A 13,935-nucleotide genomic window follows, 5' to 3' on the forward strand; every position below is an offset into this window, starting at 1 on the left:
CGGCTATTGATCATAGCAATGATCAGTCTGCGCGGTCAGAATCCGTCGAACAGGTGGGCCGAGAGGCGTAGGTACTGCCAGCTGGGCAGCTCTCCCGGAAGTCCTGGTGCTTCAGTTACGGCGGACGGCGTCACAGCTGGCTTTTCGGCGGAACGGAGTAGCGATGACCGTCTGGCTCGCAGTCGCTGAAGGTCGGCGGGGTGGGGGCGCGGGTGCAGGCCGGTTCGCGTGCAGTGACGGATTCGAGGCGCCGGCGATTGATGATCAGCTGTTGGTCGGGCGTGTGTCGCGCTGGTACTTGTGGATTGCCTCGAGGACGTCGAGGAAGTCGATCTGGTGTTCTGCTGTCGTGGCGCCGAGGAGTTTGGAGATTTCCCGGGGTCGGACGCTTTCGAGGCCGATCTGGTTCATCAGTTCCCACATCCGGCCGCTGACGCCGGTGAGTTCGCTGGGTGGGATGTCGGTGTCGTCGGAGGCGGGTGCGTCGGCGAAGCGTTCCGCGGGGACGGCTGGGTCGAGAAGCCGGGGGTCGATGCGCCAGAACTCGGCCAGTGCGTTCGCGATCGCCGTGCGGGGTGGCGGGCGCAGGCCCTTCTTGAGCTGTGAGATCGCTGCGCGAGAGAAAGTCGCCTTGCTGTGGTGCTGTACCCACTCGGCGATGAACGCGGCCGAGGCGCTGTGGCGGGTGAGCCCTTCGGTCTGTGTGTCGATCATGGCCGGGTCCACGACGATGTTGCCGTTGACGGTGAAGAAATCGGATTGTTCGTCGAGTAGATAGGTCAGTCGTTCGGGGAAGGTGGGGAGCGCGAGCAGCGTCTCGGTCAGGACCTTCTGGTCGCGGCCGTACCGGAGGGGGATGGGCGTGTCCTGGTCGATCTGAGCAGGTGTCGCCGGTTTCCCTGCCATCGCCGATGCCCCCTTGTGTTGCGCGGTCTGCGTGCTGCCCGGGTCTGGTTGACAAACCCGCTGTGACGTCTACCCTGACGAACAGATGTCAACGTGATGATACAAGTCTGGCATTGACTGCCTTCCCCGGCAACGTCTTGACGCGAATGATCCCTCGGAGAGGGGATCGCGCTCGGGGAGGTGGACGGCGTGAATGATCGCGGCGAGCGGGTCTCCGCTGGTGAACGTGCCGTGCGGATGCCGTTGATGCAGTCGGGCAATCTCGGCATCGTCGTCCCGGTGCTCGCTGCGTCGCCGGGTGCCGGAGCGACGACGGTTGCCGCGGCGCTCGCGGACGCGGCCCAGATCCGCGGCTGCGCGGTGCTGCTGGTCGACACCGCCGACGGCGCCCGCTCTGGTCTGGCCCGGGCTGCCCGGACGGAGGGACCTGCGCGGCCGGGGCCTCGTCCTGGTAGTCGGATGCGCTATTCGTGGCGGGCTCAGGCGTTGCTGGCCCGGGCCGAGACCACGTCGGCGACGTTGAACGCCGCGGATCTCCCGCCGCCGCCGTACTGGTTGCCGCCGGGGCATCGGGTCCGGGCGACTGTCGTGGATCTGGCGTCCGATCCGTGGAGTATCGCCACGAACCCGGCGGCCGGCGCGGGGGCGTGGCTGGCCCCGGTCGGCGGGGGCACACACCCGATTGTGGTCGTTCGCCCGAGCCTGCCGGGTGTGATCCATGCAGAACAGATCCTCGCCCGGCTCGAGTATTGGGGACGCCGGGGGAGCGTCGCCCTGCCGTGTCGGCTCGTCGTTGTCGGGGTCCGGAAGTGGCCGGCTCAGGTCGCGGCCAGTGCCGGGGCGCGGGTGCAGGCGCTGATACCGACCACGGTCTTCCTGCCGCACGACTCCGGACTGGCCGTCGAGGGCGTGACTGCCTCGGTCACTCCGCCAGGCCTGCGTGATCCGCTGAAGGGTCTGCTTGATCAGATTCTGGGACCGTCGCCCGGCGGACCGGTCGAGACCACTGAGACGCGTGATCGATCGCGATGGCGGATCCGGCGAGCCAGGCTCGACGCTGGCGAGCCCACGCCGAGCTGAACGGTTCCACCGACGCCAATCGTAGTCCTTTGTGGACGTAGTGCTTGAAGCCTTCCCCGCTTCGCTGCCTGGCTCGGGCCAGGCGTGGCCAGGGGAGTCGCGATGCTCGCGCACATGCTAGGGGAATGGCTGGCTCAGGCCCCGGCCCCCGTGATTCCGGATGTGCCGCCTTCGGCGCCGCCGGGAGCCGATCGGATTCTCGGACTGGTCGGGAACGCGAAGTGGGGCGCCGGTATCGCGTTGATCATCGGGTTTTTCATCGGGTTGATCGTGTGGGCCGGCGGGCGGTGGGTTGATCACCACCGGGCCGGGAAGGTCGGCCTGGTCATGATGCTGTGCTCCATCGGCGGTGCCCTGCTCTACGGGCTGGGGTGGACCATCATCAACGGCTTCGCGGCGGCCCCGCAGTGACGGCCGCGCCAGACCGCCGCGCCCGCCGCGCCCGGGCCCGGCTGTCCACGGCCGCACTGGTGCTGCTCGGTGTGGCCGGTCTCGTCGCCGCCGTGATCGTCGGGCACTACCGCACGACGCCGCCAACGACGCCCTCCGTGCCGGACCCGGCTCCGGCGCCCCAGGCGAGCGGGGATGCCGCGGCAGAGCGCGCGCTGGCGACCCGGCTGATGCTGTGGCTGCCGGCCGAGGCGGCTCAGCCGCATGACTTGACCACCCGCGAGGCAGGGCCGGCGATCACCGTCCCCGCACCGTCCACACAGGCCGGACAGTGGATACCGACGGCGTTTCCTCAAAGCCCTGAGGGTGCGCTCGCGCAACTCGCCGCGCTCGACCAGACCGGTGTCGCGGGCGGTGATCCGGACACCTACGGCCGCGCCTACGCCGATCTCGCGCTGCCGGGTGCCCCGGACGTTGCAGGTTCCGGGCTGTACACGGTGCTGTCCCGCTTCCGGCGGGCGACCGGGGTCGCCGCCGGCGAGGCCACCGCGGGGCTGTCGGTGCGCTACGAGGTCACGCACGGACTGGTCAAGGGCACGACGGACGACGGCGGCTTCGCGGTGGTGTGCGTGCTGGGGCAGCTCTCGACCGACGTCCATGGCTACGGCACGACGCTGGGGATCGGCGACTGCCAAGCCATGCGGTGGACCGCCGGGGGCTGGCGGATCAGCGACGGACCCCGCGCGGCGTACGCCTCCTCGGCGTGGCCGGGAACCACGGAGGCGGTCAGCGCCGGCTACCGCGCCCTTTCCGGGAGTCCTCGGTGAACCCGCTCGATTGGCTGAAGCTGCTCGGCCAGCTCGGCGACAGCGCGGGTGAGGCTGCCAAACAGGGGCTGACGGTGGCGACGCAGAGCGTCTTCGACTCCATCATGCTCGGCATCTGGACCGGCGCCTTGTTCGTGCTGCGCAACGTGCTGGAGTTCATCGACTGGATGTCGGTGTTCACGGTGTCGACGACGGACGGCCCGGTCTCGGTGCTGTGGCCGTTGATGGTGTGGATCAGCGGCGCACTGGCGATGGGGCTGTTCTTCTGGCAGCTGATCGTCACGGTCCTGCGTGGTGGGCGTGGTTTCGTCCGGCTGATTTCCGGTCCGATCCAGTACGGCGTGGCGCTGTCGGTGACGGTCGGGATCGTCGCGGCCTTCCTGGCCGCCGCGGACGGGGTGACGACCGCGGTCCTACAATACGGGCTGCACTCGGACAAATTCGCCGACGCTCTGCACGGACTGAATTTCCCCGACGGCGTCTCGGACACGATCAAAGCGATCGTGCTCGGGCTGTTCGGTATCACCGGTGCGTTCCCGGCCGCGTTCGGTCTCGGGTTCGAGATGGTGCTGCGGCAGGCGTCCATCTACGTCGTGGTCGCCACGGTGCCGCTGCTGGCGGCTGGGCTGCTCGCCGGTGCGACCGCGGGCTGGTTCTGGAAGGGCAGCCGGATCATCCTGGCGCTGGTTTTCACCAAACCCGGGATCGCGCTGGTGATCGTCATCGGCGTCGCGGTCGAAGGCGGCGCCCAGGGCTTCTTCGGGCTGCTTTCGGGCGTCATGATCCTGCTGATCTCGCTGTGGACGCCGTTTGTGCTGTTCAAGCTGTTCGCGTTCGTCGATCCCCGCACGGAGGCCGGTGGCGCGCTGCGCGACTCGCTGGCCGATGTGGGCGCCCACGGTTACGGCTCGGACAGCGTTCCGGGCGAAGTCGGGGGAAACGCGCTGGACAGCGTCAAGGACCGCATCAAGAAGAAGCTCACGGGTGGCGGTGAGGACGGAGACGACGACGCCGGTGCCAACGACGATCAGGAGCAGGCCAACCTCGATCGGTTCAGCGACGACGCCCCCGATGACGACACCGACATCCCCGACGACTTCGGCGAGCCGGAGCCCGCGGCGCCAGAGCCCGATGACGCGCCAGGGCAGGACCCCGCAGCCGAGGACCCCGCCGGGCCCGCGGCCGGTGAAGACCCACCCGACGACACGCCGCCGCTACCCGAACCCCCCGACGACGACACCCGGCCACCGTCCGCGGATCCCGGGCCCGGCCCAGGCAGCCCGCCCGGACCCGAGGGTGACGACGACTCGGGCCCGGCCGTGGAGACGGCGGTGGTCCCGTGAGTACCGGTCCCCGCGTGTATACCGGCCTCGCGCGCCGTGAGCACGCCGGCTGGCTGCTGGGTGTGCAGCCCGGGCAGGCTGCCGCCTGCGTCCTGCTCGCGCTGCCGGTCGTCGCCATCCTCTCCGCCGGCGACTTCACCGGCGCTCTCGCGGCCGCGGCCGGGTGCGGACCCGCTATCGCACTGGTCGTCGTGCCCGTACGCGGGCGTCCCGCGGCCCGCTGGCTGGCGCACCTGCTGCTGTTCCAGGTCGGGATCGCGCTGGGCTGGTCCCGCTGGCAGTCAAAGGCCTCCGCAGGCCACGCCGTCGACCCGGCACAGCCGGACCTGCCCGGCACCCTGACACGGCTGCGGTTCCCCGAAGGACCACCGATGCGCGACCTCGGCCGGATCTGCCTGATCCACGACACCGCCGAGGGCCGCTGGGGAGCCACCGCGAAACTCGTGCACTCCGGGGTCGGGATGCTGTCGGAGGCCCAATGCCAGCAGCTGGCGAACCGGTTGGGGAACCTGCTCGCGACGCTGGCACACAGTGAGGTCATCGACCGCATGTCGCTGGTGGTCCGCACGGTCCCGGACACCGGCGTCGAGTACGCCGCCTGGTGCGCGTCCCATGAAGCCCCGGACGTACCCGCGGCTGTCCGCCGCGCGGCCCGGGAACTGGACCGCACCGTCGGGGCGGTATCGGTGCGGCACGAAGTATTCGTCACCTTCACCGGTCCCGAGGACGCCCTGCGCCGCCCGGCCGCGGCAGCCGGCGGCGGCGTCGACGGACGGGCCGTGGTGCTGTACCGCGTCCTGGACGGGCTCGAGGACAAACTCCGTGCACTGGGCGCGCAGCGCATCACGTGGCTCTCCGGTGGCGGCCTGGCCGAAGCGATCCGGACCGGGTTCAACCCGGCGACCGCTGCCAGCCTCGCGGCCCGGCGCGCCGGTGTTCCGTGGGCTGCGGCCGGTCCGGGCCGGGCGCCGTCACCGACCGCGCGGGTGTACCAGCACGACGGGTTCGCCACCGTGTCCTACGCGGTCCTGATGCCCGAGGCCGGAACCCTGTTCGGCTCGCTCGGTGGACTGCTCGCCGTACGCACCGCCGGCGAACGACGATCCCTGGCGATCCACTACGAAACCCTGTCACCGCGCCGTGCCCGACGTGTTGTACGCGCAGGCCGTTTCCGCGTCGGAGTCGTGCGGGATGTCAAACGCTCCAAGGGATTCAATGGCACCGCCGCGGACACCCGTTCTGCCTCCGGCGCCCGCGCGCAGGAAAACGCGGTCGCCGCCGGGCACGGCCTGGTGCGGTTCGCCGTCGCTGCGGCGGTGTCGGTGCCGGCGGAGTGGGCGGTCGAGGACCACGCGGCGCGGATGGAGAACGACATCGCCGGACGGTTCCAGCTGCTGCGCATGGACCTGGCCCAGGACTCCGGGTTCGTGACCGCCGTGCTGCCGGTCGGGATCGGCCTGCCGAAACTGCGCGGAGCCGGACTGTGAGCCCCCGACCTCACGAGCGCGACGCCGCGGAACTGCTGCGTACCTTCGGCGCCACACCACGTCTCGACGCCCCGGCCACGGACCTCGTGCCGCGACGGCGAGAGCGGATCAACCGTCCGGTCGCTCCTCCCCGCGGGCGCGCCAGGCCCGGGCAGGGCTGGTCTCCGGTGCGGGCGCCCCTGGCGGTCTACCAGGCCAGCACCCACGAGATCGGCGGTCTGTTCCCGCTGCTGACCGCCAGCCCGCTCCCGGCCGCCGGCGCCCGGATGGGCTACGACGTCAGCTCTGGTGGCGCGTTCTACTGCCACCCGGTCGAATGGGTCCTGGGTGGCGGCTACGCGACCAACCCCAACATCGTCCTCTTTGGAGAGCCCGGCCGCGGAAAGTCCTCGACTGTCGTCGCGTTCCTGTTTCGCATGCTGAGGTTCGGCGTTCGCACCTTGATCAGCGGCGATGTGAAAGGCGAATACACCCCGGTCGTCCGGCAGCTCGGCGTGACACCGATCATGCTCGGCGCCGGCTTCAGCGCCCGTATCAATGCCCTCGACCTCGGTCCCCTGACCGCGCACTGGAACTCCTGGGCTGCTGCCCGGCAGCGCGCGGAACTCGACGGTGTTCTCGGCCGGTGGGGACAACTGCTCGCCGCGCTGGCCGAGTCCCAGGGCTACGCCCCGACCGTTACCGACGAAGCTGCTATCGCCGCGGTCCTGCACCGCCTGGTCGGAGCCACCGACGGCGCGAGCCGGCTGCGGCCGATCACCATCCCCGACGTGCATCGTGGGCTTGCCGACCCGGACGAGCAGCTGTGGCGAGGCCTGCGTTACGCCGACCGTCGCCAGTTCCTTGACCAGCTGCGCGCGATCACCGACGCGCTCGCCAACCTGATCTCGGGACCGTTGGCCGGACTCTTCGACGCCGCGACCAACGTCGCCCTCGACTGGAACGCCCCCGTGCAGAGCATGGATCTGTCTCGGTTGCGGTCCCGCGGTGACACCGCCGTCGCCGTCGCCCTCACGTGCCTGGGCGCATGGTCGTCACTGGCTACGGATCTGCGCAGTGACGGGCAGATTCGTATCGTCGTCCGCGACGAAGTGTGGCGCCAGCTGCGCCTCGGAACCCGCGCGGTCGCCACCATCGACGCCGAGCTCCGCCTCTCCCGGCTGGAGCAAACCATCCAAATCCTGGTCCTGCACAAGCTTTCCGACCTCCTGTCGGTCGGCGCCACCGGTTCCCAGGCCGTCGCGATCGCCAAGGACCTCATCGCCCTCTGCTCGACTCGCGTCCTGTTCGGACAGTCGACCCGGGTCGCCGACGAACTTGCCGCCGCCCTCGCCCTGACCGTGCCGGAGCAGCAGCGCCTCGCCGGATCGGTCAACGAACGCCGCGGACGTGCGCTCTGGAAAACCGAGAACCATCCAGCCCACGTCGTTCAAACCGTGCTGTCCAGCTTCGAAAAACGGCTCTTCGACACCAACGCACAACTCCGCCCGAGGAATGTTACTGGAACACGTGAGGGACGTCATGGCTAGCAGCCGTATCCGCTTGCAACCGCTGTCCACCTTCTGGCACCTCGAACAGGAGGTGTATGTCGGCTGGGACGAGCCGTTGCAAACCTACTTCGCCCAGGTTTTCAACGGAACGGACGAACACGGGGAGGACCGCCTGACTGTCGACGTCGGCAATGCGATCGGCGAAGTCACCAACCCCGGAGGAGTCATCGCCGCAGTTCGGCCGTACGCCCAGATTCCGGACGAACTTGGCGAATTGCTCAACGTCAGCCGCGTCTCGACGACGCAGACCTACACGGACTTGCGGCCAGATGCCCGAATATATCAACGTGAACGCTCTCTCGAGTCTGAGCTGAACCGGTTGTACGGACCTGAAGGCAGGGGCGCCGGACTCACCCACGCCGCCGACCAGACACAGGAAAACGCCGAATTGTTAGGCAACGATGTGGACACTACGGCGGACGAAACGTGGTTCGAAGACCCGCCCGCTGACGACCAGGTTTTCCACTCAGGACTCGGGACCTAGCGGTACGGCGGGAATCCGCCGACCGATGCGAGGGAGATTAGCGATGGACTACTACGAGGAAGAACAGTCGATTCGACAAGAGGCAGCAGATGAGCGCGGAGGCGAGGTGCGAAGAGAACTCGAGGACCGCGAACGCGAGCAGCGCATCGAGGAAGAACAGCGAGCCGAAGACGATCGTCTAGCCGAGGCCGAGGATCACGGCCAGATCCTCGGGTACTGACAATGCCGACCCGAACACGACGGCGCGCGGGATGAACCCGCCGTGCGGAAAGCTCCCGTTCGCCACCAACGCCCAACTCCGGCGTCCACCGGCGGCCCGGCACACCCGCGACGGAGAGGACCACAGCCATGGCTGACAGCCGGTTCCGCCTGCAACCCCACAACTCGACCATGTTCCCCGCCCGCGAGATCTACGTCGGCTGGGACAACGTCCTGCACACCTACTACGCCCACGTCATCGACGGAAACGACGACGACGGTGAAGAACGTCGAACTGTTGACCTCGGCGGCGACATCGCCGAGATCACCCAACCCAGCTCCGTCATCGGCGCTGTTCGGCCTTATGCCGAGATTCCCGACGATCTGGGCGAGCTGCTGACCATCAGCCGTGTCGCGAACACCGCTATGGGCACCGATTTGCGCACCGAGACCCAGATGGACGAAGGTCGGCGGCGCACTGAGCAGACCCGGGGAGCTCTCTACACCCCCTTCGGATTCATCACGACCCTGACCCAGGACGACGTCGACCCCGTCCTCGCCGAGTACGGCTGGACCGCCAGCCACGTCCACATAGCAGAGCGGGGCCACATCGAGACGTACCGCCGCGCCGATCAGGAACTCGTCCTGCCCTGGGGCTCGCCCGGCGAGCCCTACCCCGAACATCTGCTGAGCCCGATCCGCATCGACGGCCGCCCCCACAGCGTGAGCTCCCAGCTCGATCTTGACAGGGCCCTGACCGAGAGCGGCCCGGATTCGCACGGCCTGACTTCCGATCGTGACGAACGCATCGAGGGCCTGGACGACGAGCTTTCCTCCGATCACGAAGAAACGCTGACAGCTGGCCAAGGAGCCGGCAATGAGTCGGACAGCTGGTGGACCGAGGACCCGCCCGCCGACGAGAACGGGATCCACTTAGGACTGGGGACCTGAACCGTGTCCCGCCCCAGCACCAACCTGGTCGCCATCGCCGCGGCCGCCGTCGCCTTGGTAGGCCCGCCGGCGGGCGTGCTCGGCGCGGCGGCCGTCGCCGCATCGCAAGCCACCACCGGGACGCTGCTGCTCGGCTGCTCCGACGGCGGCCCCGGCGGCGGCACCCAGCAGATCGACCGGAGCGTGCTGGACGCGGACGCGATGGACATCGCCCGCACCATCGTCGACGTGGTCCGCCAACGGGTCCTGCCGCGGCGGGCCGCGGTCCTGGCCGTCGCGACCGGGCTGGTCGAGTCCGGGCTGCGCAACCTCGACTACGGCGACCGGGACTCCCTCGGCGTATTCCAGCAACGCCCGTCCCAGGGCTGGGGGACCCGCGCGCAGATCCTCGACCCGGTCCACGCTACGAACAGCTTCCTCGACCACCTCATCGTGATCCCCGGCTGGGCCACGATGCGACCCGGTGCCGCCGAACAAGCCGTGCAGCGCAGCGGCTTTCCCGAACGCTACGCACCTCGCGAACAACAAGCCGCCGACATCGTCACGAAGTTCTGGACCGGTCCCGACAACCCGACGCCGCCACCGGCAGGTGGTACCGAGCCGGTCGCGGCGACCCCGAGCTGCCCGGACCACGGCGCCTCCGACCTCCCCCTGCCGCCCGGCGGGTTCGACCCGCACCAGCTCCCGCCCGGGTTCACGCTCCCGGCGGACCCGCGCCAGGCCACCGCAGTGTCGTTCGCGTTGGCGCAGCTGGGAAAGCCCTACGTGTGGGGCGGGAAAGGCCCGCACTCCTATGACTGCTCCGGGCTGATGCTCGCCGCCTGGGCGGCGGCGGGCGTCGCCATTCCCGCCGGCACCGTGAGCCAGATCCACGCCGGGCACGCCGTCCCCGACGTTGCGCACGCCCAGCCGGGAGATCTGTTATTCACCGCCGGAGCGCTCGGCACCGCGGCCGTTCCGCGGCACGTCGGCATGTACGCCGGCCACGATGTGATCGTCGACGCCTACGACGAGAAGCACGGGATCATCCTCGAGCCCTTAGCCGGCTGGAGCGGCCACATCGTGGCGATCCGGCGGATCGCCGACCCCAGCACGCCCTCCCCGTCACCTGGAGGGAGCCCGCCATGACGATCACCATTCGGTGGCTGGCGCCGTTTCCTCCTCGTCCGGGAGGGAGCGGACCACCGTGTCCCGCACTCGCACCGACGCCGCGGGCACGGACCGCGACGTCGTCCTCATGGCCCTTGCCGTCGGCGCGGTCGCCATCCTCGTCGGCCTCGCCGCCGCGCTCGTCGCCGCGACGGCCCTCACCACCGGCCTGACCACCGGCACCTGGGCATGGCCACCCACGCACGGCTGGCTACCCGTGGCCGGCCACATCGTCCTCGACCCCGCACGGCCAGCCCATGCACTTCCGCAGCCCTGGGCCGACGGGGTGTCCGGACACGAACTTGCCTTCTACGTCAACTTCTCCGCCATCGTCCTGGTCGCCGCCGGTCTCACCAGCGGCGTCTCGATCCCCGCGTGGCGGCGCCTCGGCCCCACCGAACCCGGCCACGCCACCCACCGCCAGATCCGCACCAACCTGTCCACCGCCGCCGCGCGGAAGTCCGCCGCCTGGACCCGGCCCGACCTCACCAAAGCCGAGCGAAGGCGTGCCCCGATCGAAGAGATCGCGGTCCCGCTGCACCTCGGCCCACATCGGGAACGCCTCGTCACCTCGCTGGAAACACCGACCGGGACGATCGCCCCGACCCGCTCGGGTAAGTCCCGCACCGACCTGGCGCACAAGATGCTCGCCGCGCCGGCCGCGCTCTTCGCCTCCACCACGAAGGACGACCTCGCCGAATGGGGCCTGCTCGCCCGCTCCCGCCGCCCCCACGGCGGCCCGGCATGGCTGCTCGATATGACCGGCAGCGTCGACTGGCCGCGCCGTGTGCGCTGGAGCCCGATCACCGGGTGCGAGTCACCTGCCGTCGCGTTGCGCCGCGGCGAAACCCTGATCGAGACCTCGTCGATGGGATTGGAAGGAGTGGGCGGCAACGACAAGGTATTCCGCGGCCGCGCCACCATCGTGCTGCAGGCTTACCTGCTCGCCGCCGCGCGACACCACCGCAGTGTCGACGACCTCGTCAACTGGTCGATCACGAAGCCTGCCGACTTGGAACCCGTCCAGCTGCTGCAGCGGGAGTTCCCGCAGCTGGCGTTCAATCTCCGCTCGGAGATCGGCATGGTCGCCGAGACCTCCGACGCCGTCTGGATGAGCGTCCGCCGCGCCATCGAACCGTTCATGAACCCCGACATCCGCGACCTGTGCACGCCCAGCGCGGACGAGGCGTTCGACATCGACGCGTTCCTCGAGGACGGCAGCAGTGTGTTCGTCATCGCCGGCCAGCACCAGGCACCCCAGGCGAGGCCCGTCCTGACCGCGTTCGCCGAGCAGATCCTGACCACCGCCCAGGATCGTGCCCTGCACAGCGAGCACCGGCGCCTCGTGCCGCCGATGACCGCGATCCTCGACGAGCTCTACGAGGGCACGCCGATTCCGCGGCTTCCAGGGTTGATCTCCGACTCCGCCGGCCGCGGAGCCGTGATCCACTGGTCCGCTCAATCCCGGGCCCAGCTTGACGACCTCTATGGCGAGCACGGTCGCCAAACGCTGATCGACAATACCCTTGCGCTGTCTGTCTTTCCCGGTCTGAAGGACGACAAGACGCTGGAATGGCTGTCCACCATTTCCGCCCAGCATCGTCGCCGCACCTACCAGCACCAGAGCGACGGGCTCCTCGCCGCCGGCCGGGGATCGGTCGGCACCGAATCCGTCCCCACCTACCGGCCCGGGGACATCCGTACTCTCGACCGCGGCCGCGTCCTCATCCTGCACGGGAACCTCAAGCCCATCCTCGGCCGCACTCGCGACATCTCGAAACGCCGCGACTGGCCCCAGCTGGAAGCCGACGTCGCCGCCATCCGCGCCGGCACAGCCCACCAGCAACTCGCCGCCGTCAGCTCTGGTCGGGCCGCGGCATGACCGACGACCAGCATGACGTTCCGGTGCCCGACGAATCCGGCGCCGACGATCTCGACGACGACGCGGGAATTCGGCGTTCCCGCGCGGAGATCGACGCGATGGTTGAGCGCCTGTGGTCTGCCGCTCAAGCGCACCAAGGACGGCTCGAGGCGATGCATGAACGCGTCAGCCGGCTCGAAGCCCGCGAAGACGGCGACACCGAGCGTCTGGCCCGTTGGCTCGCCTTCCCACCACCTCCGGCAGCGGAAGATCCCGAGCACGAGGGCGAAACGCCCCTGTTCACGATCGCGCACTTCGTCCACTACTACAACGAGGTCTACACCGGACGCCCCGGAAGCCGCGCCCACGCCATCCCCGACTGCTGGCTCGACCACCCCGGCCTGCTCGCCGAGATCGCCACCCTCACCTACACCTGGCGCGCAGCACACCTCGGCAAACACGCCAACCCCCGCGACGCCCAGCATTGGCACGACCGCTGGCGGCCCGCCTTCGCCGACCGTCTCGCAACCGAATGGACACACCCCCACTGCCTCACCGACATTCACAAACCAGTTGGCACCAGCGGTCTGAAGGACCGCTACACCATCGAACAGTGAGGGCCCAGGCGCGCAGCGACCGTCCTGGAATCTTGCGGCATCCGCAGATGCGTAACGGGGCAACGCCAAGGTGTCCGGGCTACAGGGGGAAGCTCAGCAGGCACCTCTAACGTCCGGCTCAGATCCCTTGTGCGACGAACGGGGCAGGAACGGCTGGCGCGATCGAAGGACGTTGGAGCCTGTCAGCGGTCGAGGTTGCTGAGGATGTTGCTCAGTCTTCGTTCACCAACATCCACGCGTCCAGGCGGAAAGGACGCCGATGCGGGCATCGGGGCGCTTGGCCGGGCGACTCGTCGTCGCACTGTGTGGGCGGCGCAGCGTGGCGCGGGACGGTTGAGCTGGACCATGCTGCGAGGCGTTGCGCTTCGTCCACGGGTGGCCTGGCGTTGTGTACGCCGGAGAAGCTTTTGCCGCACGGTGTAGTGGGCTTCGATCGCGTGTGGCCAGGCACCAACTCCGGCGAGTACGGCAATGGTCAGGCTCAAGGCGTTGGACGACAGGATGTTCGCAGCGCCAGTGACGACTTGCAGCACCGCGAGAACGAAACCGATGGCGCAGGTCACAGCGACTTTTCGGACAAGAAGTCCGATGTGGGTGTTCACCTGGGCTGGCAGGCTGAACAAGTCGGCGAGTAGCCTGGCGTTCAATGTGATGGCAAGAGGGAACGTGACAATTGCCAAGCAGATGGCGAAGATCGGATCGTGCTCGGCGACGGCGGCGAGTGTGGATACCGTTGGCACGATGCCTGCCATTAAAACAGTGACGCCGGTGTGGTGTCGCCGGAGAAACTGGAGGTTTCGTGAGCCCCAGCCGGGCCGCCGTAACCCGAGGTGCGGGTAGTGGACAGTAGTTCTGCCTCGTCGGTAAGAAGTCGACACCTGCCCCAGTATTGTGAAACCAGAGGCACTAGCGCAACGGGTGTGACACTCGGATTCCGAACAACGTCGGGCCGCTCGGGCGAGTTTGATCTTGCCTATGCTAACGGACCTCGGTGGGTGCCGTAGCAGCGAAGTCCATGAAATACCCGTCGACGTTCTCAGCTCAGAGTTGACAGACTGACCGGAACGGCCGAAATCACTCGTCAACGCTCTC

The 13,935-nt window shown here is 68.8% G+C and carries 14 protein-coding genes; 12 read left to right on the forward strand and 2 right to left on the reverse strand.

Going from position 1 to position 13,935, the window contains the following annotated elements:
- Positions 1-264 precede the first annotated feature (264 nt).
- Positions 265-906: a hypothetical protein gene (locus OG371_RS36760; RefSeq protein WP_329060454.1), complete on the reverse strand. Its 642-nt coding sequence runs from the start codon at positions 904-906 to the stop codon at positions 265-267.
- A 189-nt stretch (positions 907-1,095) separates the two neighbouring features.
- On the opposite strand from OG371_RS36760, the gene OG371_RS36765 reads away from it, so the two are divergent.
- The 12 genes from OG371_RS36765 (at position 1,096) to OG371_RS36820 (ending at position 12,843) form a co-directional block, all read left to right on the forward strand.
- Positions 1,096-1,986, forward strand: coding sequence for a hypothetical protein (locus tag OG371_RS36765; protein WP_329060456.1), 891 nt, complete (start codon positions 1,096-1,098; stop codon positions 1,984-1,986).
- 102 nt (positions 1,987-2,088) lie between these two features.
- Positions 2,089-2,397: a hypothetical protein gene (locus OG371_RS36770; protein ID WP_329060459.1), complete on the forward strand. Its 309-nt coding sequence runs from the start codon at positions 2,089-2,091 to the stop codon at positions 2,395-2,397.
- Positions 2,394-3,203: a hypothetical protein gene (locus tag OG371_RS36775; RefSeq protein ID WP_329060461.1), complete on the forward strand. Its 810-nt coding sequence runs from the start codon at positions 2,394-2,396 to the stop codon at positions 3,201-3,203. Before OG371_RS36770 ends, OG371_RS36775 begins: the two co-directional genes overlap by 4 nt.
- Positions 3,200-4,546, forward strand: coding sequence for a hypothetical protein (locus OG371_RS36780; protein WP_329060464.1), 1,347 nt, complete (start codon positions 3,200-3,202; stop codon positions 4,544-4,546). Before OG371_RS36775 ends, OG371_RS36780 begins: the two co-directional genes overlap by 4 nt.
- Complete coding sequence (locus tag OG371_RS36785; RefSeq protein WP_329060466.1) at positions 4,543-6,033, forward strand: SCO6880 family protein; 1,491 nt, start codon at positions 4,543-4,545, stop codon at positions 6,031-6,033. Before OG371_RS36780 ends, OG371_RS36785 begins: the two co-directional genes overlap by 4 nt.
- 167 nt (positions 6,034-6,200) lie before the next feature.
- On the forward strand, positions 6,201-7,562 hold the full coding sequence (locus OG371_RS36790; protein WP_329060468.1) for an ATP-binding protein: 1,362 nt from the start codon (positions 6,201-6,203) through the stop codon (positions 7,560-7,562).
- Positions 7,555-8,067 (forward strand): hypothetical protein, encoded by a 513-nt coding sequence (locus OG371_RS36795; protein ID WP_329060470.1) that lies wholly within the window; start codon positions 7,555-7,557, stop codon positions 8,065-8,067. The genes OG371_RS36790 and OG371_RS36795 overlap by 8 nt, the downstream gene beginning before the upstream one ends.
- Before the next feature lie 43 nt (positions 8,068-8,110).
- Positions 8,111-8,287: a hypothetical protein gene (locus OG371_RS36800; protein ID WP_329060472.1), complete on the forward strand. Its 177-nt coding sequence runs from the start codon at positions 8,111-8,113 to the stop codon at positions 8,285-8,287.
- Between the two features lie 128 nt (positions 8,288-8,415).
- Positions 8,416-9,216: a hypothetical protein gene (locus tag OG371_RS36805; protein ID WP_329060474.1), complete on the forward strand. Its 801-nt coding sequence runs from the start codon at positions 8,416-8,418 to the stop codon at positions 9,214-9,216.
- A 3-nt stretch (positions 9,217-9,219) separates the two neighbouring features.
- Positions 9,220-10,344 (forward strand): C40 family peptidase, encoded by a 1,125-nt coding sequence (locus OG371_RS36810; protein WP_329060476.1) that lies wholly within the window; start codon positions 9,220-9,222, stop codon positions 10,342-10,344.
- Between the two features lie 58 nt (positions 10,345-10,402).
- Positions 10,403-12,247 carry a type IV secretory system conjugative DNA transfer family protein gene (locus OG371_RS36815; protein ID WP_329060478.1) on the forward strand — a complete coding sequence of 615 codons (1,845 nt, stop codon included), beginning with the start codon at positions 10,403-10,405 and terminating at the stop codon, positions 12,245-12,247.
- A complete protein-coding gene (locus tag OG371_RS36820; RefSeq protein WP_329060480.1) occupies positions 12,244-12,843 on the forward strand; it encodes a hypothetical protein in 600 nt (199 codons plus the stop codon). Before OG371_RS36815 ends, OG371_RS36820 begins: the two co-directional genes overlap by 4 nt.
- Positions 12,844-13,025: 182 nt before the next feature.
- On the opposite strand, the gene OG371_RS36825 is transcribed toward OG371_RS36820, so the two are convergent.
- Entirely contained in the window at positions 13,026-13,595 is a 570-nt protein-coding gene (locus OG371_RS36825) for a hypothetical protein (protein ID WP_329060482.1), read from the reverse strand.
- Positions 13,596-13,935: the final 340 nt, after the last annotated feature.

Origin of the sequence: Amycolatopsis sp. NBC_01480 (assembly GCF_036227205.1) — a bacterium.
In the GTDB taxonomy this organism is placed as follows: Bacteria; Actinomycetota; Actinomycetes; order Mycobacteriales; family Pseudonocardiaceae; genus Amycolatopsis.

Coding starts and splice junctions, on each gene's coding strand:
- OG371_RS36760 (WP_329060454.1), bottom strand. CDS start 906: ATGGCAGGGAAACCGGCGACACCTGCTCAGATCGACCAGGACACGCCC.
- OG371_RS36770 (WP_329060459.1), top strand. CDS start 2,089: ATGCTCGCGCACATGCTAGGGGAATGGCTGGCTCAGGCCCCGGCCCCC.
- OG371_RS36795 (WP_329060470.1), top strand. CDS start 7,555: ATGGCTAGCAGCCGTATCCGCTTGCAACCGCTGTCCACCTTCTGGCAC.
- OG371_RS36800 (WP_329060472.1), top strand. CDS start 8,111: ATGGACTACTACGAGGAAGAACAGTCGATTCGACAAGAGGCAGCAGAT.
- OG371_RS36805 (WP_329060474.1), top strand. CDS start 8,416: ATGGCTGACAGCCGGTTCCGCCTGCAACCCCACAACTCGACCATGTTC.
- OG371_RS36820 (WP_329060480.1), top strand. CDS start 12,244: ATGACCGACGACCAGCATGACGTTCCGGTGCCCGACGAATCCGGCGCC.
- OG371_RS36825 (WP_329060482.1), bottom strand. CDS start 13,595: ATGGCAGGCATCGTGCCAACGGTATCCACACTCGCCGCCGTCGCCGAG.